The organism is Veillonella sp. CHU594, from assembly GCF_003992265.1.
Lineage (GTDB): Bacteria > Bacillota > Negativicutes > Veillonellales > Veillonellaceae > F0422.
The window spans coordinates 265,429-278,657 of record NZ_RQVB01000002.1 but is presented as its reverse complement, the minus strand read 5'-3'; the positions used below and the strand labels follow the sequence as shown (position 1 = coordinate 278,657).

The following is a 13,229-nucleotide window of genomic DNA, read 5'->3' as shown; positions in this document are numbered from 1 at the left end:
AGAAGGTTTACGTTTCGCGATTCGCGAAGGTGGCCATACAGTAGGCGCTGGTGTTGTTACAGCTATCGAAGCATAATCTGACTGAAAGATTATCTATATAAACCGTGCAATCAAGGAGCGGCAAATTTGCCGCTCTTAGGTTGTGTATAAACTATGATATAGAAGGTTGCCCTCGCGAGGGAGAATTTCTATGGAGCAGTTCATTCTGGAAATGGACGAAGGGAGATATATAACAATGGCAAAACAACAAAAAATCCGTATTCGCTTGAAAGCATATGATCACAAAGCATTGGATCAAAGTGCTCAACGTATTGTAGACGTTGCAAAACGCAATGGCGCATTGGTTTCTGGACCAATTCCATTGCCTACAGAAAAAAACATTTTCACGATTCTTCGTTCTCCACATGTTAACAAAGATTCTCGTGAACAATTCGAAATGCGTACACATAAACGCTTAGTAGAAATTATTGAACCAAATTCGAAAACAGTAGATGCAATCACTCGCCTTGATTTGCCAGCTGGTGTATCTATTGAAATAAAATTATAAGAAATAAGGAGGTGCGATTATGTCTAAAGCTATTTTGGGTAAAAAGTTAGGAATGACTCAAGTCTTCACTACTGAAGGCAAACTAGTTCCTGTCACTGTAGTGGAAACTACACCTAGCGTAGTAGTGCAAGTAAAAACTGTTGAATCCGACGGTTACAATGCAGTACAGCTTGGATACGGTTCCATTAAAGAAAAACATTTAACTAAACCTGTAAAAGGCCAGTTCGATAAAGCCGGCGTTGCGCCAGTTAAATATCTTCGTGAACTTCGCCTTGCTGAAGCAACTGATTACACAGTGGGCCAAACTCTGGCAGCTGATATCTTCGCAGAAGGTGAGCTAGTAGATGTTGTGGGTACAGGTAAAGGTAAAGGTTTCGCTGGTACAATTAAGCGTCATAACTTTAGCCGTGGTCCTGAAACTCATGGTTCCAAATCTCATCGTGAACCAGGTTCCATCGGTCCAATGATCTCCGGTGGCGGCGGTAAAGTATTTAAAGGTAAAAAACTTCCTGGACAAATGGGTGGTGGCAGAGTTACTGTACAACGTCTATCTGTTGTAAAAGTTGATACTGAACGTAACCTTTTATTAATCAAAGGTGGCATCCCTGGTGCTAAAGGTAGCCTAGTGATGGTTCGCAACACAGTAAAACCTGTTAAATAACTAATTGTCGAAAGGAGGATACATAATGCCAACAGTAACTAAATACAACATGTCCGGCGCTAAAGTCGGCGAAATCCAGTTGAATGATGCAGTATTCGGTGTTGAAGTAAACGCTGCTGTTATGCATCAAGCCGTAGTTCGTCAATTGTCTAACGAACGACTTGGTACACATGCAACTAAAACTCGAGGAGAAGTACGCGGTGGCGGTAAAAAACCTTGGAGACAAAAAGGTACAGGCCGTGCTCGTGCTGGTTCTAGCCGTTCCCCAATTTGGGTAGGTGGTGGTATCACTTTTGGTCCACAACCACGTAGCTACTATAAAGCTATGCCTCGTAAAGCTAGACGCTTAGCAGTTAAATCTGCATTATCTGATAAAGTAAATAACAGCGAATTGTTCGTAATCGACGAATTGAAATTAGCTGCACCAAAAACTAAAGAAGTATTAAACATTCTTAATAACTTCCAAGTAGGTGACGCAAAAGTTCTTTTCATCACTGATGGTGATGTAAATGTGGAATTATCTGCTCGTAACATTCAAGGTGTGAAAGCTCTTCCATACACGAACATTAATATCTTCGATTTATTGCATCACGACAAACTCTTCATCGCTGAAGGTGCTATTGCAAAAATTGAGGAGGTGCTTGGATAATGAACAAATTTGATGTATTAATTCGTCCAATCATTACAGAAAAAACAACTTTGTTAATGCAAGAAAACAAATACACTTTCCAAGTTCCTTTGAATGCGAACAAAGTAGAAATCCGTAAAGCTGTTGAATCTATCTTCAACGTAAAAGTAGAAAAAGTAGCCACTATCCGTGTATTAGGAAAAACTAAACGCATGGGTCGCACAATGGGTAAACGTAGCGATTATAAAAAAGCTATCGTAACTCTAAAAGCTGGCGAAACTATTGAATTATTTGAAGGTGTATAAGAGTCTAGTAAGGAGGCCCAATAATGGCAATTAAATCATTTAAACCGTACTCCGCTGGTCGTCGGTTTATGACAGTGTCTGCCTTTACTGAAATTACAGCAAGCAAACCTGAAAAATCCTTGCTCGCAAAAGTAACTTCTAAAGGTGGTCGTAATAACACTGGTAAAATGACAGTACGTCATCAAGGTGGCGGTCATAAACGTCAATACCGTATTATTGACTTCAAACGTACTAAAGATAATATCCCAGCTCGCGTAGCTACAATCGAATACGATCCTAACCGTAGTGCTCGTATTGCATTGTTAAACTATGCAGATGGTGAAAAACGTTATATCATTGCTCCACATGGTCTTAAAGTGGGTGATGTAGTTTACTCCGGTCCTGAATCCGATATTAAACCAGGTAATGCATTACCATTGGCTAATATCCCATTGGGTACTCAAGTACACAACATCGAAATGAAAATCGGTAAAGGCGGACAAATCGTTCGTTCTGCTGGTACTTCCGCTCAATTAATGGCGAAAGAAGGCAACTATGCATTACTTCGTTTACCATCTGGTGAACTTCGTCGTGTACGCGTAGAATGCCGTGCTACAGTAGGTGTTGTATCTAACATTGACCATGAAAATATCACTATTGGTAAAGCTGGCCGTCAACGTTGGTTAGGCATTCGTCCTGGCAACCGCGGGGTTACAATGAACCCTTGTGACCATCCTCATGGTGGTGGTGAAGGTAAATCTCCAGTTGGTCGTAAACATCCTGTTACACCTTGGGGTAAACCAGCTCATGGCGTTAAAACTCGCGACAAGAAAAAAGCTTCTAGCAAGTTAATCGTTAAACGTCGTACAAAATAGGATATAGGAAGGAGATATAACAGTGTCCAGATCAATTAAAAAAGGCCCTTTTGTTGCAGAATCTCTTCTGAAAAAAATTGATGCCTTAAATGAAACTAATGATAAAAAAGTAGTAAAAACCTGGTCCCGTGCATCTACTATTTTCCCACAATTTGTAGGCCATACGATTGCTGTGCATGATGGTCGCAAACATGTACCTGTATTCATTACAGAAGATATGGTAGGTCATAAATTAGGTGAGTTCGCTCCTACACGTACTTATAAAGGTCATGGTAAGGACGAAAAATCTACAGGCAGAAAATAGGAGGATTTAACATGGAAGCAAAAGCAATCGCTAGACATATTCGTATTGCGCCTCGTAAAATCCGCATCGTTGCAGATTTAGTGCGCGGTAAAAACATCGGCGAAGCATTTGCCATCTTGAAGTTTACTCCGAAAGTTGGCGCCGATGTAGTAACTAAAGTTTTGACATCTGCTATTGCAAATGCAGAACACAATTTTGATATGAATGTAGATAATCTTTATGTGTCCGAGATCTATGTTGATCAAGGCCCAACAATGAAACGCATTCATCCTCGTTCCCGTGGACAGGCTTTCAAAATTTTGAAACGTTCTAGCCACGTAACAGTAGTTGTTAAAGAAAGAGCTTAATCGAAGGAGGGAAACAGAGTGGGTCAAAAAGTAAATCCACATGGCTTGCGTGTTGGTATCGTAAAAGATTGGGACGCAAAATGGTATGCTGATAAAGATTTCGCATCTAACCTTCATGAAGACGTAAAAATTCGTACTTTCTTGAAGAAAACACTTTTCATTGCTGGTATTTCCCGCATTGAAATTGAGCGTACAAATAAACGTATTAAAGTAACTATCCACACAGCTAAACCAGGTATGGTTATCGGTAAAGGTGGACAAGGTATCGAAGATATCCGTAAAGAGTTAAAACGTTTTACAGATAAACAAATCGATGTAAACATTGCTGAAATTAAACAAGTAGACATGGAAGCTCAACTTGTTGCTGAAAGCATTGCTAGTCAATTGGAACGCCGTGTAAGCTTCCGTCGTGCAATGAAACAAGCAGTAGGTCGCACTATGCGTTTAGGCGCTAATGGTATCAAAGTAATGGTATCCGGTCGTCTTGGCGGTGCAGAGATCGCTCGTAGCGAATCTTACCGTGAAGGTTCCATTCCACTTCATACACTTCGTGCAAATATCGACTATGCAACAGCAGAAGCACATACAACATATGGTTGCATCGGTATTAAAGTATGGATCTACAAAGGTGAAGTTTTGCCAGAAGCTAAACAAACATCTAAAAAGGAAGAAGGTGACAACTAATGCTAATTCCAAAGCGCGTAAAACATCGTAAACAATTCCGCGGTCGTATGAAAGGCCGTGCAATGCGTGGTAACAAAGTTGCTCATGGTGATTTCGGTTTAGTAGCATTAGAGCCATCTTGGATCACAAACCGTCAAATCGAAGCAGCCCGTATTGCTATGACACGTTACATTAAACGTGGTGGTAAAGTTTGGATTAAAATTTTCCCTGATAAACCAATCACTGCAAAACCAGCAGGCGTTCGTATGGGTTCCGGTAAAGGTTCTCCAGAAAAATGGGTAGCAGTTGTTCGCCCAGGACGTGTAATGTTTGAAATGAACGGCGTTCCAGAAGTAGTGGCTCGCGAAGCTATGCGTCTTGCAAGCCATAAACTTCCAATCAAAACGAAGTTCGTTGTTAAGGGTAAAGAATTGGGTGGTGACGTAAATGAAGGTTAATGACATTCGCAATTTGAGCGCTGCCGAGTTGAACACTAAAGTTTCCGAATTGAAAGAAGAGTTGTTTAACCTACGTTTTCAACTCGCTACTGGTCAATTAGAAAATCCAATGCGTATCCGTGAAGTTAAAAAAACTATCGCTCGTATCAAAACTGTACAACGAGAAGAAGAAATTAAAGGTAACGCATAATAACAAATTTTGTTTGGATTGAATAGGAGGCTTAAAGTCGTGGCAGAAGTAAGAAATGTACGAAAAGCACGTGTAGGTAAAGTTGTAAGCAACAAAATGGATAAAACAGTTGTTGTACAAATCGATCGTAAAGTACCTCACGAATTATATAGCAAGCCAATGGTAACAAGCAAACGTTTTAAAGCTCATGATGAAAATAACGAATGCTTAGTTGGCGATATCGTAAAAATCGTAGAAACTCGTCCATTATCTAAAGATAAACGTTGGAGAGTTGTAGAAATTATTGAAAGACAAAAATAATCAGTGATGTAAGGAGGAAAAGTCATGATCCAGCAACAAACAATTTTGAATGTTGCCGATAACACTGGTGCGAAACGCATTATGTGCATCCAAGTGATGGGCGGTTCTTACCGTAAATTTGGCAATATTGGTGACGTAATCGTTGCTTCTGTAAAAGATGCATCACCCGGTGGCGTTGTCAAGAAAGGCGACGTTGTAAAAGCCGTTATTGTTCGTTCTAAAAAAGGTATCCGTCGTCAAGATGGTTCCTATATCCGTTTCGATGAGAACGCTGCTGTAGTTATTAAAGACGACAAAAGCCCTCGCGGAACTCGTATTTTCGGACCTGTAGCAAGAGAACTTCGTGAAAAAGATTTCATGAAAATTATCTCCCTTGCTCCAGAAGTGTTATAAGAAGGAGGAGCTCAACATGTCCCAAAAACTACATGTTAAAAAAGGTGATACAGTTGTTGTTATCTCCGGCAAGGAAAAAGGTAAACAAGGCGAAATCATCGCTGTTGATATCAAAAAAGAACGAGTAACTGTAAAAGGTCTTAACCTAGTTAAACGTCATACAAAACCTAGCCAAGCGAACCCTCAAGGTGGCATCATTGAAAAAGAAGGTACAATCCATGTATCCAATGTAATGGTGTTAGATCCTGAACAAAAAGTTCCAACTCGTACTAGAAAAGTTGAGGAAAATGGTTCTTTAGTTCGTGTAGCTGTTAAAAGTGGCGCTAAACTTTAATTGATAAGGAAAGGAGGTCTTTTACAAAATGTCTCGTTTACAAGAAAAATATACTTCTGAAATTAAGAAGGCTTTACAAGAGAAATTCCAATATGGCAACGTAATGGAAATTCCTAAATTAGAAAAAATCGTAATCAATATCGGCGTAGGCGATGCTGTTGGTAACTCCAAAGCATTGGATGCAGCTGTTAAAGATTTAGAAATTATCGCTGGTCAAAAACCAGTCGTAACTCGCGCGAAAAAATCCATTGCGAACTTCAAAGTTCGTGAAGGTATGCCTCTTGGCACAAAAGTAACTCTTCGTGGCGAACGCATGTATGAATTCCTCGATAAATTGATTAATGCGGCATTGCCTCGCGTGCGTGACTTCCGTGGTATCAGCGCTAAAGCGTTTGATGGTCGTGGTAACTATGCATTGGGCCTAAAAGAGCAATTAATCTTCCCTGAAATCGAATACGATCAAGTAGAACGAGTAACAGGTATGGATATTATCTTCGTAACAACAGCTAACACTGACGAAGAAGCTCGTGAATTATTGGCACAATTCGGCATGCCTTTTGAAAAATAATTAGGAGGAAACGATAGATGGCTAAAAAATCTATGATCGAACGTGAGAAAAAACGTGCACGTATCGTTGCAAAATATGCAGCAAAACGCGAAGCGTTAAAAGCAGCAGGCGATTATGAAGGTTTATCCAAATTACCTGCCAACGCATCCCCAACACGCTTGCACAACCGTTGCAACTTAACAGGTCGTCCTCATGGTTATATACGCAAATTCGGTATTAGCCGTATTGCGTTCCGTGAATTGGCGTACAAAGGACAAATCCCTGGCGTGAAAAAAGCTAGTTGGTAATAGGATAACGAGAGGAGGTTTTTAGAAGATGGTAATGACAGATCCGATTGCGGATATGCTGACTCGCATCCGTAATGCAAACTCTGCACTTCATGAAACAGTTGAAATCCCTGCTTCTAAAATGAAGGCTGCTGTTTTAGCTATCCTTAAAGACGAAGGTTTCGTTAAGGAAGTTGAAACAATTGAAAATGAAAAACATGCTACTTTAAAAGTAACATTGAAATATGGTTCTAATAATGAAAAAGTAATTACCGGTATTAAACGTATCTCTAAACCAGGTCTACGTGTATACGCGAAAAAGGAAGAACTTCCTCGCGTACTTGGTGGTTTAGGTATTGCAGTTATTTCTACATCTAAAGGCATTATGAGCGACAAACAAGCTCGTAAAGAAGGCTTAGGTGGCGAAGTAATCGCTTACGTTTGGTAATCATAGCAATAGGAGGTAGAAAGAATGTCACGTGTCGGTAGAATGCCTATCGAGATCCCAGCTGGCGTAACAGTATCTCAAAACGAGAATACGTTAACAGTTAAGGGTGCAAAAGGTGAATTAACTCGTACTTTCCATCCGGATATTAACATTGCTGTTGAAGAAAATGTAATCACAGTAACTCGTCCTAGCGATGGAAAAGAACACCGTTCTTTACACGGTTTAACTCGTGCTCTTGTTGCAAATATGGTAACAGGCGTACATGAAGGCTTTACTAAAACTTTAGAAATCAATGGCGTTGGTTACAGAGCGGCTAAGCAAGGTAACAAACTTGCTTTAACATTGGGCTTCTCCCATCCAGTAGAGATGGAAGCTCCTGCTGGTATTACAATCGATGTCCCAGCTCCTAATAAAATCGTTGTTTCTGGTGCTGACAAAGAAGTTGTTGGTGCAGTAGCAGCTGATATTCGTAAATGGAGAAAACCAGAACCTTACAAAGGTAAAGGTATCCGTTACGAAGGCGAAGTTGTTCGTCGTAAAGCAGGTAAAGCTGGCGCTAAAGGTAAGTAATAACAGTTTACATTAGAAAGGAGTGGACATCTTGGCAGGAACATCCAAACGCAAAATTGCTCGTGCAAAACGTCATTTACGTTTACGTCGTCACATTTCCGGTACGGCTGCACGTCCTCGCTTGAACGTATATCGTTCTTTAAGCAATATTTATGCTCAAGTCATTGATGACGTAGCTGGCAAAACATTAGTATCTGCTAGCTCTCAAGATAAAGAATTAAATCTTTCCTACGGCGGTAACGTAGCTGCTGCTAAAGCAGTTGGTGAAGCTGTTGCGAAAAAAGCAATTGCTGCAGGTATCGATACAGTAGTATTTGACCGCGGTGGTTACATTTATCATGGTCGTGTAGCAGCCCTTGCAGAAGGTGCTCGTGAAGCAGGCTTAAAATTCTAAGAAGGAGGAACTATAGACATGGCAAGAATTGATTACACAACTCTTGATCTTAAAGAAAGAGTAGTATTCATCAACCGCGTAGCCAAAGTTGTTAAAGGTGGTCGTCGTTTTTCCTTCAGCGCCCTTGTAGTTGTTGGTGACGGCAACGGTCATGTAGGTGTTGGCTTAGGTAAAGCTGCGGAAGTACCTGATGCAATCCGTAAAGGCATTGATGATGCTAAGAAAAACCTTATTCATGTTGTTATTAAAAATGGTACAATCCCTCATACAGTTACAGGAACATTCGGCGCAGGTCGTGTATTCTTGAAACCAGCTGCAGAAGGTACTGGAGTTATCGCTGGTGGCCCAGTGCGTGCCGTATTGGAATTAGTTGGTGTTCGTAACATCTTGACTAAATCCTTAGGATCTTCTAATCCTAACAACATGGTTCGCGCAACACTAGAAGGTTTAGCTCAATTAAAACGAGCTCAAGACGTGGCTGCACTTCGTGGCAAAACTCTTGAAGAAATTTACGGTTAATAAGGAGACCAATAATGGCACAAGTTAAAGTAACATTAACAAAAAGCTTAATCGGTCGTCCTGCAGATCAACGTGCGACTGTTAAAGCTCTTGGATTGAAAAAAACTAACTCCCAAGTAGTTAAAGAAGTGACACCTCAAATCGAAGGTATGCTTCATAAAGTTAGACATTTAGTAAAAGTAGAAGAAGTATAATAGATAAGGAGGTGCACGAATGAAACTTCATGAATTAGCTCCGGCTGCAGGTTCCAAAAAAACTCGTACTCGTGTAGGTCGTGGTCTTGGATCCGGTTTAGGTAAAACTTCCGGTCGTGGTCAAAAAGGTCAAAATTCTCGTAGTGGTGGCGGTGTGCGCACTGGCTTCGAAGGTGGCCAAATGCCTCTTTATCGTCGTTTACCAAAACGTGGTTTCAAAAATATCTTTGCACTTCAATATGCAGAAGTTAATGTATCCCAATTGAATCGTTTTGAAGACGGTGCAACTGTAGATCCAGTAGCTCTTATTGAAGCTGGTATTTTGAAAAACGTACGTGATGGTATCCGTATCCTTGGTAACGGAACTTTAGAACGTAAATTAACTGTTATCGCTAACGGATTTACAAAATCTGCAGTAGAAAAAATCGAAGCAGCAGGTGGAAAAGTAGAGGTGATCTAGGGTGCTAGATAGCCTCTTGAATATCACAAAAGTAACGGAATTACGCAACAAAGTAGTTTATACATTACTTATGTTCATTGTCTTTCGCTTAGGTATCCATATTCCGGTACCTGGCGTAGAGGCATCTGTTATTGAAAGCTTATTCACCAGTGGTAACTTATTTGGTTTGCTAGATTTGTTCGCCGGTGGTGCGTTAAGTAAGTTCTCTATCTTTGCAATGAGTATTACTCCTTATATCAATGCATCAATCATTATGCAATTGTTAGGAGCCGTAGTACCAACATTTGAAGCATGGAGTAAAGATGGAGAAGAAGGGCGTAAAAAAATTGCTAAAGTAACACGTTATGGTACAGTAATTCTTGGCTTTATTCAAGCCTTTGGTATGACTTATGCATTACGTGCTAGCAACGCACTTATTGATAATAGCTTCATGTCTGTAATTCTAATCTCTATTATTTTGACAGCAGGAACATGTTTCTTGATGTGGGTAGGAGAACAAATTACAGCTCATGGCATAGGTAATGGTATTTCTCTCATTATCTTTGCTGGTATCGTGGCGCGATTCCCTGATGGGGTTCAAACCATTTACCAGTACCTACAAGTAGGTACAATTAATGTATTTCAAGCGATTCTATTTGCTATCATTGCGGTAGCTATGATCGTTCTTGTAATTGCTGTGACACAAGGCCAACGTCGAATTCCTATTCAATATGCTAAACGCGTAGTAGGACGAAAAATGTATGGTGGTCACTCAACATTCCTGCCGTTGAAAGTCAATCAAGCAGGGGTTATCCCAATTATCTTTGCGTCATCCATATTGATGTTCCCAGCCACATTGGCACAATTTGTACAAGTACCTTGGGTACAAACAGTTGCAAGTTATTTCCAATGGGGAACGCCGATACAAACTATTTTGTATGCTGTGTTGATTTTATTTTTTACATACTTCTATACAGCTATCTCAATCAATATTACGGATATGGCAGATAATATGAAAAAACACGGTGGTTTTATCCCAGGTATTCGCCCAGGAAAACCGACTGCTGACTATGTAGACCGAGTAATGACTCGAATTACATTAGTAGGTGCATTTTTCTTAGCTTTCGTTGCAATCTTACCAAATATGATTGGTGGATTGACAGGTATTCAAGGTGTGTACTTTGGTGGTACAGCACTACTTATCGTGGTGGGCGTAGCATTAGATACAATGCAACAAGTAGAATCTTTAGTATTAACACGCCAATATAAGGGCTTTGTGAAATAGGAGATTATGATATGTATATTTTATTAATGGGACCTCCAGGTGCTGGTAAAGGCACGCAGGCAGCTCGTCTGATTGAAAAATATGGTATCCCTCAAATTTCTACAGGTGACATGTTCCGTGCCGCTGTAAAAGAATCTACTCCATTAGGATTAGAAGCTAAGAAATATATGGATGCTGGACAATTAGTTCCAGATAGCGTTACCATTGGCATCGTTCGTGAACGCTTGTCCAAGGATGACTGTAAACAAGGTTTCATTTTAGATGGCTTCCCTCGAACAACAGCACAAGCTGTTTCTTTGGATGCGATTTTAAAAGAAATGAACATCGTTCTTGATGCTGTACTTAATTTAAGTGTTCCCTCTGAAGAGTTGGTTCGACGCATCAGTGAAAGAGCACGTCTTGAAAATCGTGATGATGACAAACCGGAAACAGTACAGAAACGTCTTGCTGTATACGAAGAGTCTACTAAACCATTGATCGATTACTATCGTAATAGTGGTCAATATGTAGAAATCAACGGCTTACAGGATGTGGACACAGTATTTGCAAATATCGTTACGGCTTTGGAGAAATAATCAATGATTATTTTTAAATCGCCCGAAGAAATTGAGCATATCCGAAAGGCATCTCAACTGACAGCAGCAACGTTAACCGAGCTTGCTAAACTAGTTAAGCCGGGTGTTTCAACGCTTGAGTTAGACCAATTTGCCGAAGAATATATTCGCAGTCATGGAGGAGTTCCAAGCTGCATTGGTTACTATGGGTATCCAGCAACTATCTGTGCTTCCATAAATCATGAAGTGGTACATGGGATTCCAAGTGCATCTCGTATACTAAAAGATGGCGATGTCATCAGCATTGATTTAGTATCATCTATTAATGGATATCATGGGGATTCTGCTATTACTGTTCCAGTAGGAGAAGTAAGTCCTAAAGTCTATGCATTACTAAAAGTTACAGAGGAATGTCTTTTCAAAGGGATTGAACAAGCTGTAGCGGGTAATCATGTAGGAGATATTTCCCATGCCGTACAATCTCATGCAGAACGTCATAGATATGGTGTTGTGCGAGATTTTGTAGGACATGGTTTAGGAAAAAGCATGCATGAAGATCCACAAGTTCCAAATTATGGTACTAAGGGCAAAGGTCCAGAACTTAGACCAGGAATGGTCATCTGTATTGAGCCAATGATTACTATGGGCACGCACAAAGTAAGAGTTCTTGAAGACAACTGGACTGCGGTCACAATGGACCGTAAGCCAGCTGCTCACTTTGAACATACCATTGCCATTACTGAAAATGGTACTGAAATACTTACTATGCGTGATACACCGAGGTTAATACAATAACCAGTAACCGGAGGATAAAAGATATGTCAAAAGAAGACGTTATTGAAGTGGAAGGTACGGTCGTTGAGGCACTACCAAATGCTATGTTCCAAGTTGAATTGGAAAATGGGCATGTGGTTTTGGCTCATGTGTCAGGTAAAATGCGTATGAATTTTATCCGTATCCTTCCTGGTGATAAAGTTACTATGGAACTGACACCATATGACTTAAGCCGTGGTCGCATCACCTATCGCTTTAAGTAAGCATAGGATCCACAAAGGAGGTACTTATGAAGGTTAAACCATCAGTTAAAAAGATATGCGAAAAATGTAAAATTATTAAACGTAAAGGCCGTGTAATGGTTATTTGCGAAAACCCAAAACATAAACAAAAACAAGGATAATTGATAGGAGGTGGATGAATAGATGGCACGTATAGCCGGTGTAGATTTACCACGTGACAAACGTGTGGAAATTGGTTTAACTTATATTTACGGTATCGGTCTTACTCTTTCTAAAGAAGTATTAGCAAAAACTGGTATCAACCCAGATACTCGCGTTCGTGATTTAAGTGAAGATGAAGTAGCTAAAATCCGTGAACTTCTTGATGCAGAGTATAAAGTAGAAGGTGATCTTCGTCGTGAAGAAGCACTTAACATTAAACGCTTAATTGAAATCAACTCCTATCGCGGTAAACGTCATCGTATGGGACTTCCATGTCGTGGTCAACGTACGAAGACAAATGCTCGTACTCGTAAGGGTCCTCGTAAAGCAATCGCAGGTAAGAAGAAATAATAAAGGAGGGATATTGTGGCTAAGAAAACAGTTAGATCCAAAAGAAAAGAAAAGAAACATATCGAATCTGGTGCAGCGCATATTCGCTCCACTTTTAACAACACTATCGTTACAGTAACAGACGTAAACGGTAATGCTCTTTCTTGGGCATCTGCTGGTGGTCTAGGTTTCCGTGGTTCCCGTAAATCCACTCCATTTGCAGCACAAATGGCAGCTGAACAAGCGGCAAAAGCAGCTATGGAACACGGTCTTCGCACTGTAGAAGTATTTGTTAAAGGTCCAGGATCTGGTCGTGAAGCAGCGATTCGTGCGTTGCAAGCAGCTGGTCTTGAAGTAACAAGCATTAAAGATGTGACTCCAATTCCTCATAACGGCTGTCGTCCTCCAAAACGTCGTCGCGTATAATCTGAGCTATATACTTAGAAAAGTGACAAGTTTTA

29 protein-coding genes are annotated in these 13,229 nt (G+C 40.4%); all 29 read left to right on the top strand.

Features of this window, described 5'->3' with window-relative positions; translation table 11 throughout:
* Positions 1–76: hypothetical protein (locus tag EO111_RS08440; RefSeq protein ID WP_164723757.1), on the top strand; the 76-nt coding region annotated here is incomplete at its 5' end.
* Positions 77–235: 159 nt separating this feature from the next.
* A complete protein-coding gene (rpsJ, locus tag EO111_RS01755; protein WP_009353924.1) occupies positions 236–547 on the top strand; it encodes a 30S ribosomal protein S10 in 312 nt (103 codons plus the stop codon).
* 19 nt (positions 548–566) lie between these two features.
* Positions 567–1,208 (top strand): 50S ribosomal protein L3, encoded by a 642-nt coding sequence (rplC, locus tag EO111_RS01750; RefSeq protein WP_009353879.1) that lies wholly within the window; start codon positions 567–569, stop codon positions 1,206–1,208.
* 25 nt (positions 1,209–1,233) lie between these two features.
* Complete coding sequence (gene rplD, locus EO111_RS01745) at positions 1,234–1,857, top strand: 50S ribosomal protein L4 (RefSeq protein ID WP_009353880.1); 624 nt, start codon at positions 1,234–1,236, stop codon at positions 1,855–1,857.
* The gene (gene rplW / locus EO111_RS01740) at positions 1,857–2,141 is read left to right on the top strand and encodes a 50S ribosomal protein L23 (RefSeq protein WP_009353943.1); all 285 of its coding nucleotides are present in this window, start codon (positions 1,857–1,859) and stop codon (positions 2,139–2,141) included. The genes rplD and rplW overlap by 1 nt, the downstream gene beginning before the upstream one ends.
* 23 nt (positions 2,142–2,164) lie before the next feature.
* Complete coding sequence (gene rplB / locus EO111_RS01735) at positions 2,165–2,995, top strand: 50S ribosomal protein L2 (RefSeq protein ID WP_009353898.1); 831 nt, start codon at positions 2,165–2,167, stop codon at positions 2,993–2,995.
* 22 nt (positions 2,996–3,017) lie between these two features.
* The gene (gene rpsS / locus EO111_RS01730; protein WP_009353934.1) at positions 3,018–3,299 is read left to right on the top strand and encodes a 30S ribosomal protein S19; all 282 of its coding nucleotides are present in this window, start codon (positions 3,018–3,020) and stop codon (positions 3,297–3,299) included.
* An 11-nt stretch (positions 3,300–3,310) separates the two neighbouring features.
* Positions 3,311–3,646, top strand: coding sequence for a 50S ribosomal protein L22 (rplV, locus tag EO111_RS01725; RefSeq protein ID WP_127010326.1), 336 nt, complete (start codon positions 3,311–3,313; stop codon positions 3,644–3,646).
* 18 nt (positions 3,647–3,664) lie between these two features.
* On the top strand, positions 3,665–4,330 hold the full coding sequence (gene rpsC / locus EO111_RS01720) for a 30S ribosomal protein S3 (RefSeq protein WP_009353925.1): 666 nt from the start codon (positions 3,665–3,667) through the stop codon (positions 4,328–4,330).
* Positions 4,330–4,767, top strand: coding sequence for a 50S ribosomal protein L16 (rplP, locus tag EO111_RS01715; RefSeq protein ID WP_009353916.1), 438 nt, complete (start codon positions 4,330–4,332; stop codon positions 4,765–4,767). Before rpsC ends, rplP begins: the two co-directional genes overlap by 1 nt.
* Positions 4,757–4,957, top strand: a complete 201-nt coding sequence (rpmC, locus tag EO111_RS01710) for a 50S ribosomal protein L29 (protein ID WP_009353915.1) — start codon at positions 4,757–4,759, stop codon at positions 4,955–4,957. The genes rplP and rpmC overlap by 11 nt, the downstream gene beginning before the upstream one ends.
* 39 nt (positions 4,958–4,996) lie before the next feature.
* Positions 4,997–5,257, top strand: a complete 261-nt coding sequence (rpsQ, locus tag EO111_RS01705; protein ID WP_009353932.1) for a 30S ribosomal protein S17 — start codon at positions 4,997–4,999, stop codon at positions 5,255–5,257.
* Between the two features lie 24 nt (positions 5,258–5,281).
* The gene (gene rplN, locus EO111_RS01700; RefSeq protein WP_009353930.1) at positions 5,282–5,650 is read left to right on the top strand and encodes a 50S ribosomal protein L14; all 369 of its coding nucleotides are present in this window, start codon (positions 5,282–5,284) and stop codon (positions 5,648–5,650) included.
* Between the two features lie 16 nt (positions 5,651–5,666).
* Positions 5,667–5,984 (top strand): 50S ribosomal protein L24, encoded by a 318-nt coding sequence (rplX, locus tag EO111_RS01695; RefSeq protein WP_126941255.1) that lies wholly within the window; start codon positions 5,667–5,669, stop codon positions 5,982–5,984.
* A gap of 28 nt (positions 5,985–6,012) precedes the next feature.
* Positions 6,013–6,552: a 50S ribosomal protein L5 gene (rplE, locus tag EO111_RS01690; protein WP_009353920.1), complete on the top strand. Its 540-nt coding sequence runs from the start codon at positions 6,013–6,015 to the stop codon at positions 6,550–6,552.
* Between the two features lie 17 nt (positions 6,553–6,569).
* The gene (gene rpsN / locus EO111_RS01685) at positions 6,570–6,839 is read left to right on the top strand and encodes a 30S ribosomal protein S14 (protein ID WP_009353911.1); all 270 of its coding nucleotides are present in this window, start codon (positions 6,570–6,572) and stop codon (positions 6,837–6,839) included.
* Between the two features lie 28 nt (positions 6,840–6,867).
* Positions 6,868–7,266 (top strand): 30S ribosomal protein S8, encoded by a 399-nt coding sequence (gene rpsH / locus EO111_RS01680; RefSeq protein WP_009353887.1) that lies wholly within the window; start codon positions 6,868–6,870, stop codon positions 7,264–7,266.
* A gap of 24 nt (positions 7,267–7,290) precedes the next feature.
* A complete protein-coding gene (gene rplF, locus EO111_RS01675; RefSeq protein WP_009353919.1) occupies positions 7,291–7,836 on the top strand; it encodes a 50S ribosomal protein L6 in 546 nt (181 codons plus the stop codon).
* A gap of 31 nt (positions 7,837–7,867) precedes the next feature.
* Positions 7,868–8,230 (top strand): 50S ribosomal protein L18, encoded by a 363-nt coding sequence (gene rplR / locus EO111_RS01670; protein WP_009353882.1) that lies wholly within the window; start codon positions 7,868–7,870, stop codon positions 8,228–8,230.
* A gap of 18 nt (positions 8,231–8,248) precedes the next feature.
* A complete protein-coding gene (gene rpsE / locus EO111_RS01665; protein WP_009353893.1) occupies positions 8,249–8,749 on the top strand; it encodes a 30S ribosomal protein S5 in 501 nt (166 codons plus the stop codon).
* Positions 8,750–8,763: 14 nt separating this feature from the next.
* Positions 8,764–8,943: a 50S ribosomal protein L30 gene (rpmD, locus tag EO111_RS01660; protein ID WP_009353936.1), complete on the top strand. Its 180-nt coding sequence runs from the start codon at positions 8,764–8,766 to the stop codon at positions 8,941–8,943.
* 19 nt (positions 8,944–8,962) lie between these two features.
* Positions 8,963–9,403 carry a 50S ribosomal protein L15 gene (gene rplO, locus EO111_RS01655; protein ID WP_009353906.1) on the top strand — a complete coding sequence of 147 codons (441 nt, stop codon included), beginning with the start codon at positions 8,963–8,965 and terminating at the stop codon, positions 9,401–9,403.
* 1 nt (position 9,404) lies between these two features.
* On the top strand, positions 9,405–10,667 hold the full coding sequence (gene secY / locus EO111_RS01650) for a preprotein translocase subunit SecY (RefSeq protein ID WP_009353878.1): 1,263 nt from the start codon (positions 9,405–9,407) through the stop codon (positions 10,665–10,667).
* A gap of 11 nt (positions 10,668–10,678) precedes the next feature.
* Positions 10,679–11,242 carry an adenylate kinase gene (locus tag EO111_RS01645; RefSeq protein ID WP_009353894.1) on the top strand — a complete coding sequence of 188 codons (564 nt, stop codon included), beginning with the start codon at positions 10,679–10,681 and terminating at the stop codon, positions 11,240–11,242.
* Positions 11,243–11,245: 3 nt separating this feature from the next.
* On the top strand, positions 11,246–12,016 hold the full coding sequence (map, locus tag EO111_RS01640; protein ID WP_009353874.1) for a type I methionyl aminopeptidase: 771 nt from the start codon (positions 11,246–11,248) through the stop codon (positions 12,014–12,016).
* A gap of 23 nt (positions 12,017–12,039) precedes the next feature.
* Positions 12,040–12,258 (top strand): translation initiation factor IF-1, encoded by a 219-nt coding sequence (gene infA / locus EO111_RS01635; RefSeq protein ID WP_009353944.1) that lies wholly within the window; start codon positions 12,040–12,042, stop codon positions 12,256–12,258.
* 26 nt (positions 12,259–12,284) lie between these two features.
* Positions 12,285–12,398, top strand: coding sequence for a 50S ribosomal protein L36 (gene rpmJ, locus EO111_RS01630; protein ID WP_007391661.1), 114 nt, complete (start codon positions 12,285–12,287; stop codon positions 12,396–12,398).
* Between the two features lie 22 nt (positions 12,399–12,420).
* Positions 12,421–12,789 (top strand): 30S ribosomal protein S13, encoded by a 369-nt coding sequence (rpsM, locus tag EO111_RS01625; protein WP_009353922.1) that lies wholly within the window; start codon positions 12,421–12,423, stop codon positions 12,787–12,789.
* Positions 12,790–12,804: 15 nt separating this feature from the next.
* Entirely contained in the window at positions 12,805–13,194 is a 390-nt protein-coding gene (gene rpsK / locus EO111_RS01620) for a 30S ribosomal protein S11 (protein WP_009353912.1), read from the top strand.
* Positions 13,195–13,229 lie beyond the last annotated feature (35 nt).

Coding starts and splice junctions, on each gene's coding strand:
- rpsJ (WP_009353924.1), top strand. CDS start 236: ATGGCAAAACAACAAAAAATCCGTATTCGCTTGAAAGCATATGATCAC.
- rplC (WP_009353879.1), top strand. CDS start 567: ATGTCTAAAGCTATTTTGGGTAAAAAGTTAGGAATGACTCAAGTCTTC.
- rplD (WP_009353880.1), top strand. CDS start 1,234: ATGCCAACAGTAACTAAATACAACATGTCCGGCGCTAAAGTCGGCGAA.
- rplW (WP_009353943.1), top strand. CDS start 1,857: ATGAACAAATTTGATGTATTAATTCGTCCAATCATTACAGAAAAAACA.
- rplB (WP_009353898.1), top strand. CDS start 2,165: ATGGCAATTAAATCATTTAAACCGTACTCCGCTGGTCGTCGGTTTATG.
- rplV (WP_127010326.1), top strand. CDS start 3,311: ATGGAAGCAAAAGCAATCGCTAGACATATTCGTATTGCGCCTCGTAAA.
- rplP (WP_009353916.1), top strand. CDS start 4,330: ATGCTAATTCCAAAGCGCGTAAAACATCGTAAACAATTCCGCGGTCGT.
- rpmC (WP_009353915.1), top strand. CDS start 4,757: ATGAAGGTTAATGACATTCGCAATTTGAGCGCTGCCGAGTTGAACACT.
- rplN (WP_009353930.1), top strand. CDS start 5,282: ATGATCCAGCAACAAACAATTTTGAATGTTGCCGATAACACTGGTGCG.
- rplX (WP_126941255.1), top strand. CDS start 5,667: ATGTCCCAAAAACTACATGTTAAAAAAGGTGATACAGTTGTTGTTATC.
- rplE (WP_009353920.1), top strand. CDS start 6,013: ATGTCTCGTTTACAAGAAAAATATACTTCTGAAATTAAGAAGGCTTTA.
- rpsN (WP_009353911.1), top strand. CDS start 6,570: ATGGCTAAAAAATCTATGATCGAACGTGAGAAAAAACGTGCACGTATC.
- rpsH (WP_009353887.1), top strand. CDS start 6,868: ATGGTAATGACAGATCCGATTGCGGATATGCTGACTCGCATCCGTAAT.
- rplF (WP_009353919.1), top strand. CDS start 7,291: ATGTCACGTGTCGGTAGAATGCCTATCGAGATCCCAGCTGGCGTAACA.
- rpsE (WP_009353893.1), top strand. CDS start 8,249: ATGGCAAGAATTGATTACACAACTCTTGATCTTAAAGAAAGAGTAGTA.
- rpmD (WP_009353936.1), top strand. CDS start 8,764: ATGGCACAAGTTAAAGTAACATTAACAAAAAGCTTAATCGGTCGTCCT.
- rplO (WP_009353906.1), top strand. CDS start 8,963: ATGAAACTTCATGAATTAGCTCCGGCTGCAGGTTCCAAAAAAACTCGT.
- EO111_RS01645 (WP_009353894.1), top strand. CDS start 10,679: ATGTATATTTTATTAATGGGACCTCCAGGTGCTGGTAAAGGCACGCAG.
- map (WP_009353874.1), top strand. CDS start 11,246: ATGATTATTTTTAAATCGCCCGAAGAAATTGAGCATATCCGAAAGGCA.
- infA (WP_009353944.1), top strand. CDS start 12,040: ATGTCAAAAGAAGACGTTATTGAAGTGGAAGGTACGGTCGTTGAGGCA.
- rpmJ (WP_007391661.1), top strand. CDS start 12,285: ATGAAGGTTAAACCATCAGTTAAAAAGATATGCGAAAAATGTAAAATT.
- rpsM (WP_009353922.1), top strand. CDS start 12,421: ATGGCACGTATAGCCGGTGTAGATTTACCACGTGACAAACGTGTGGAA.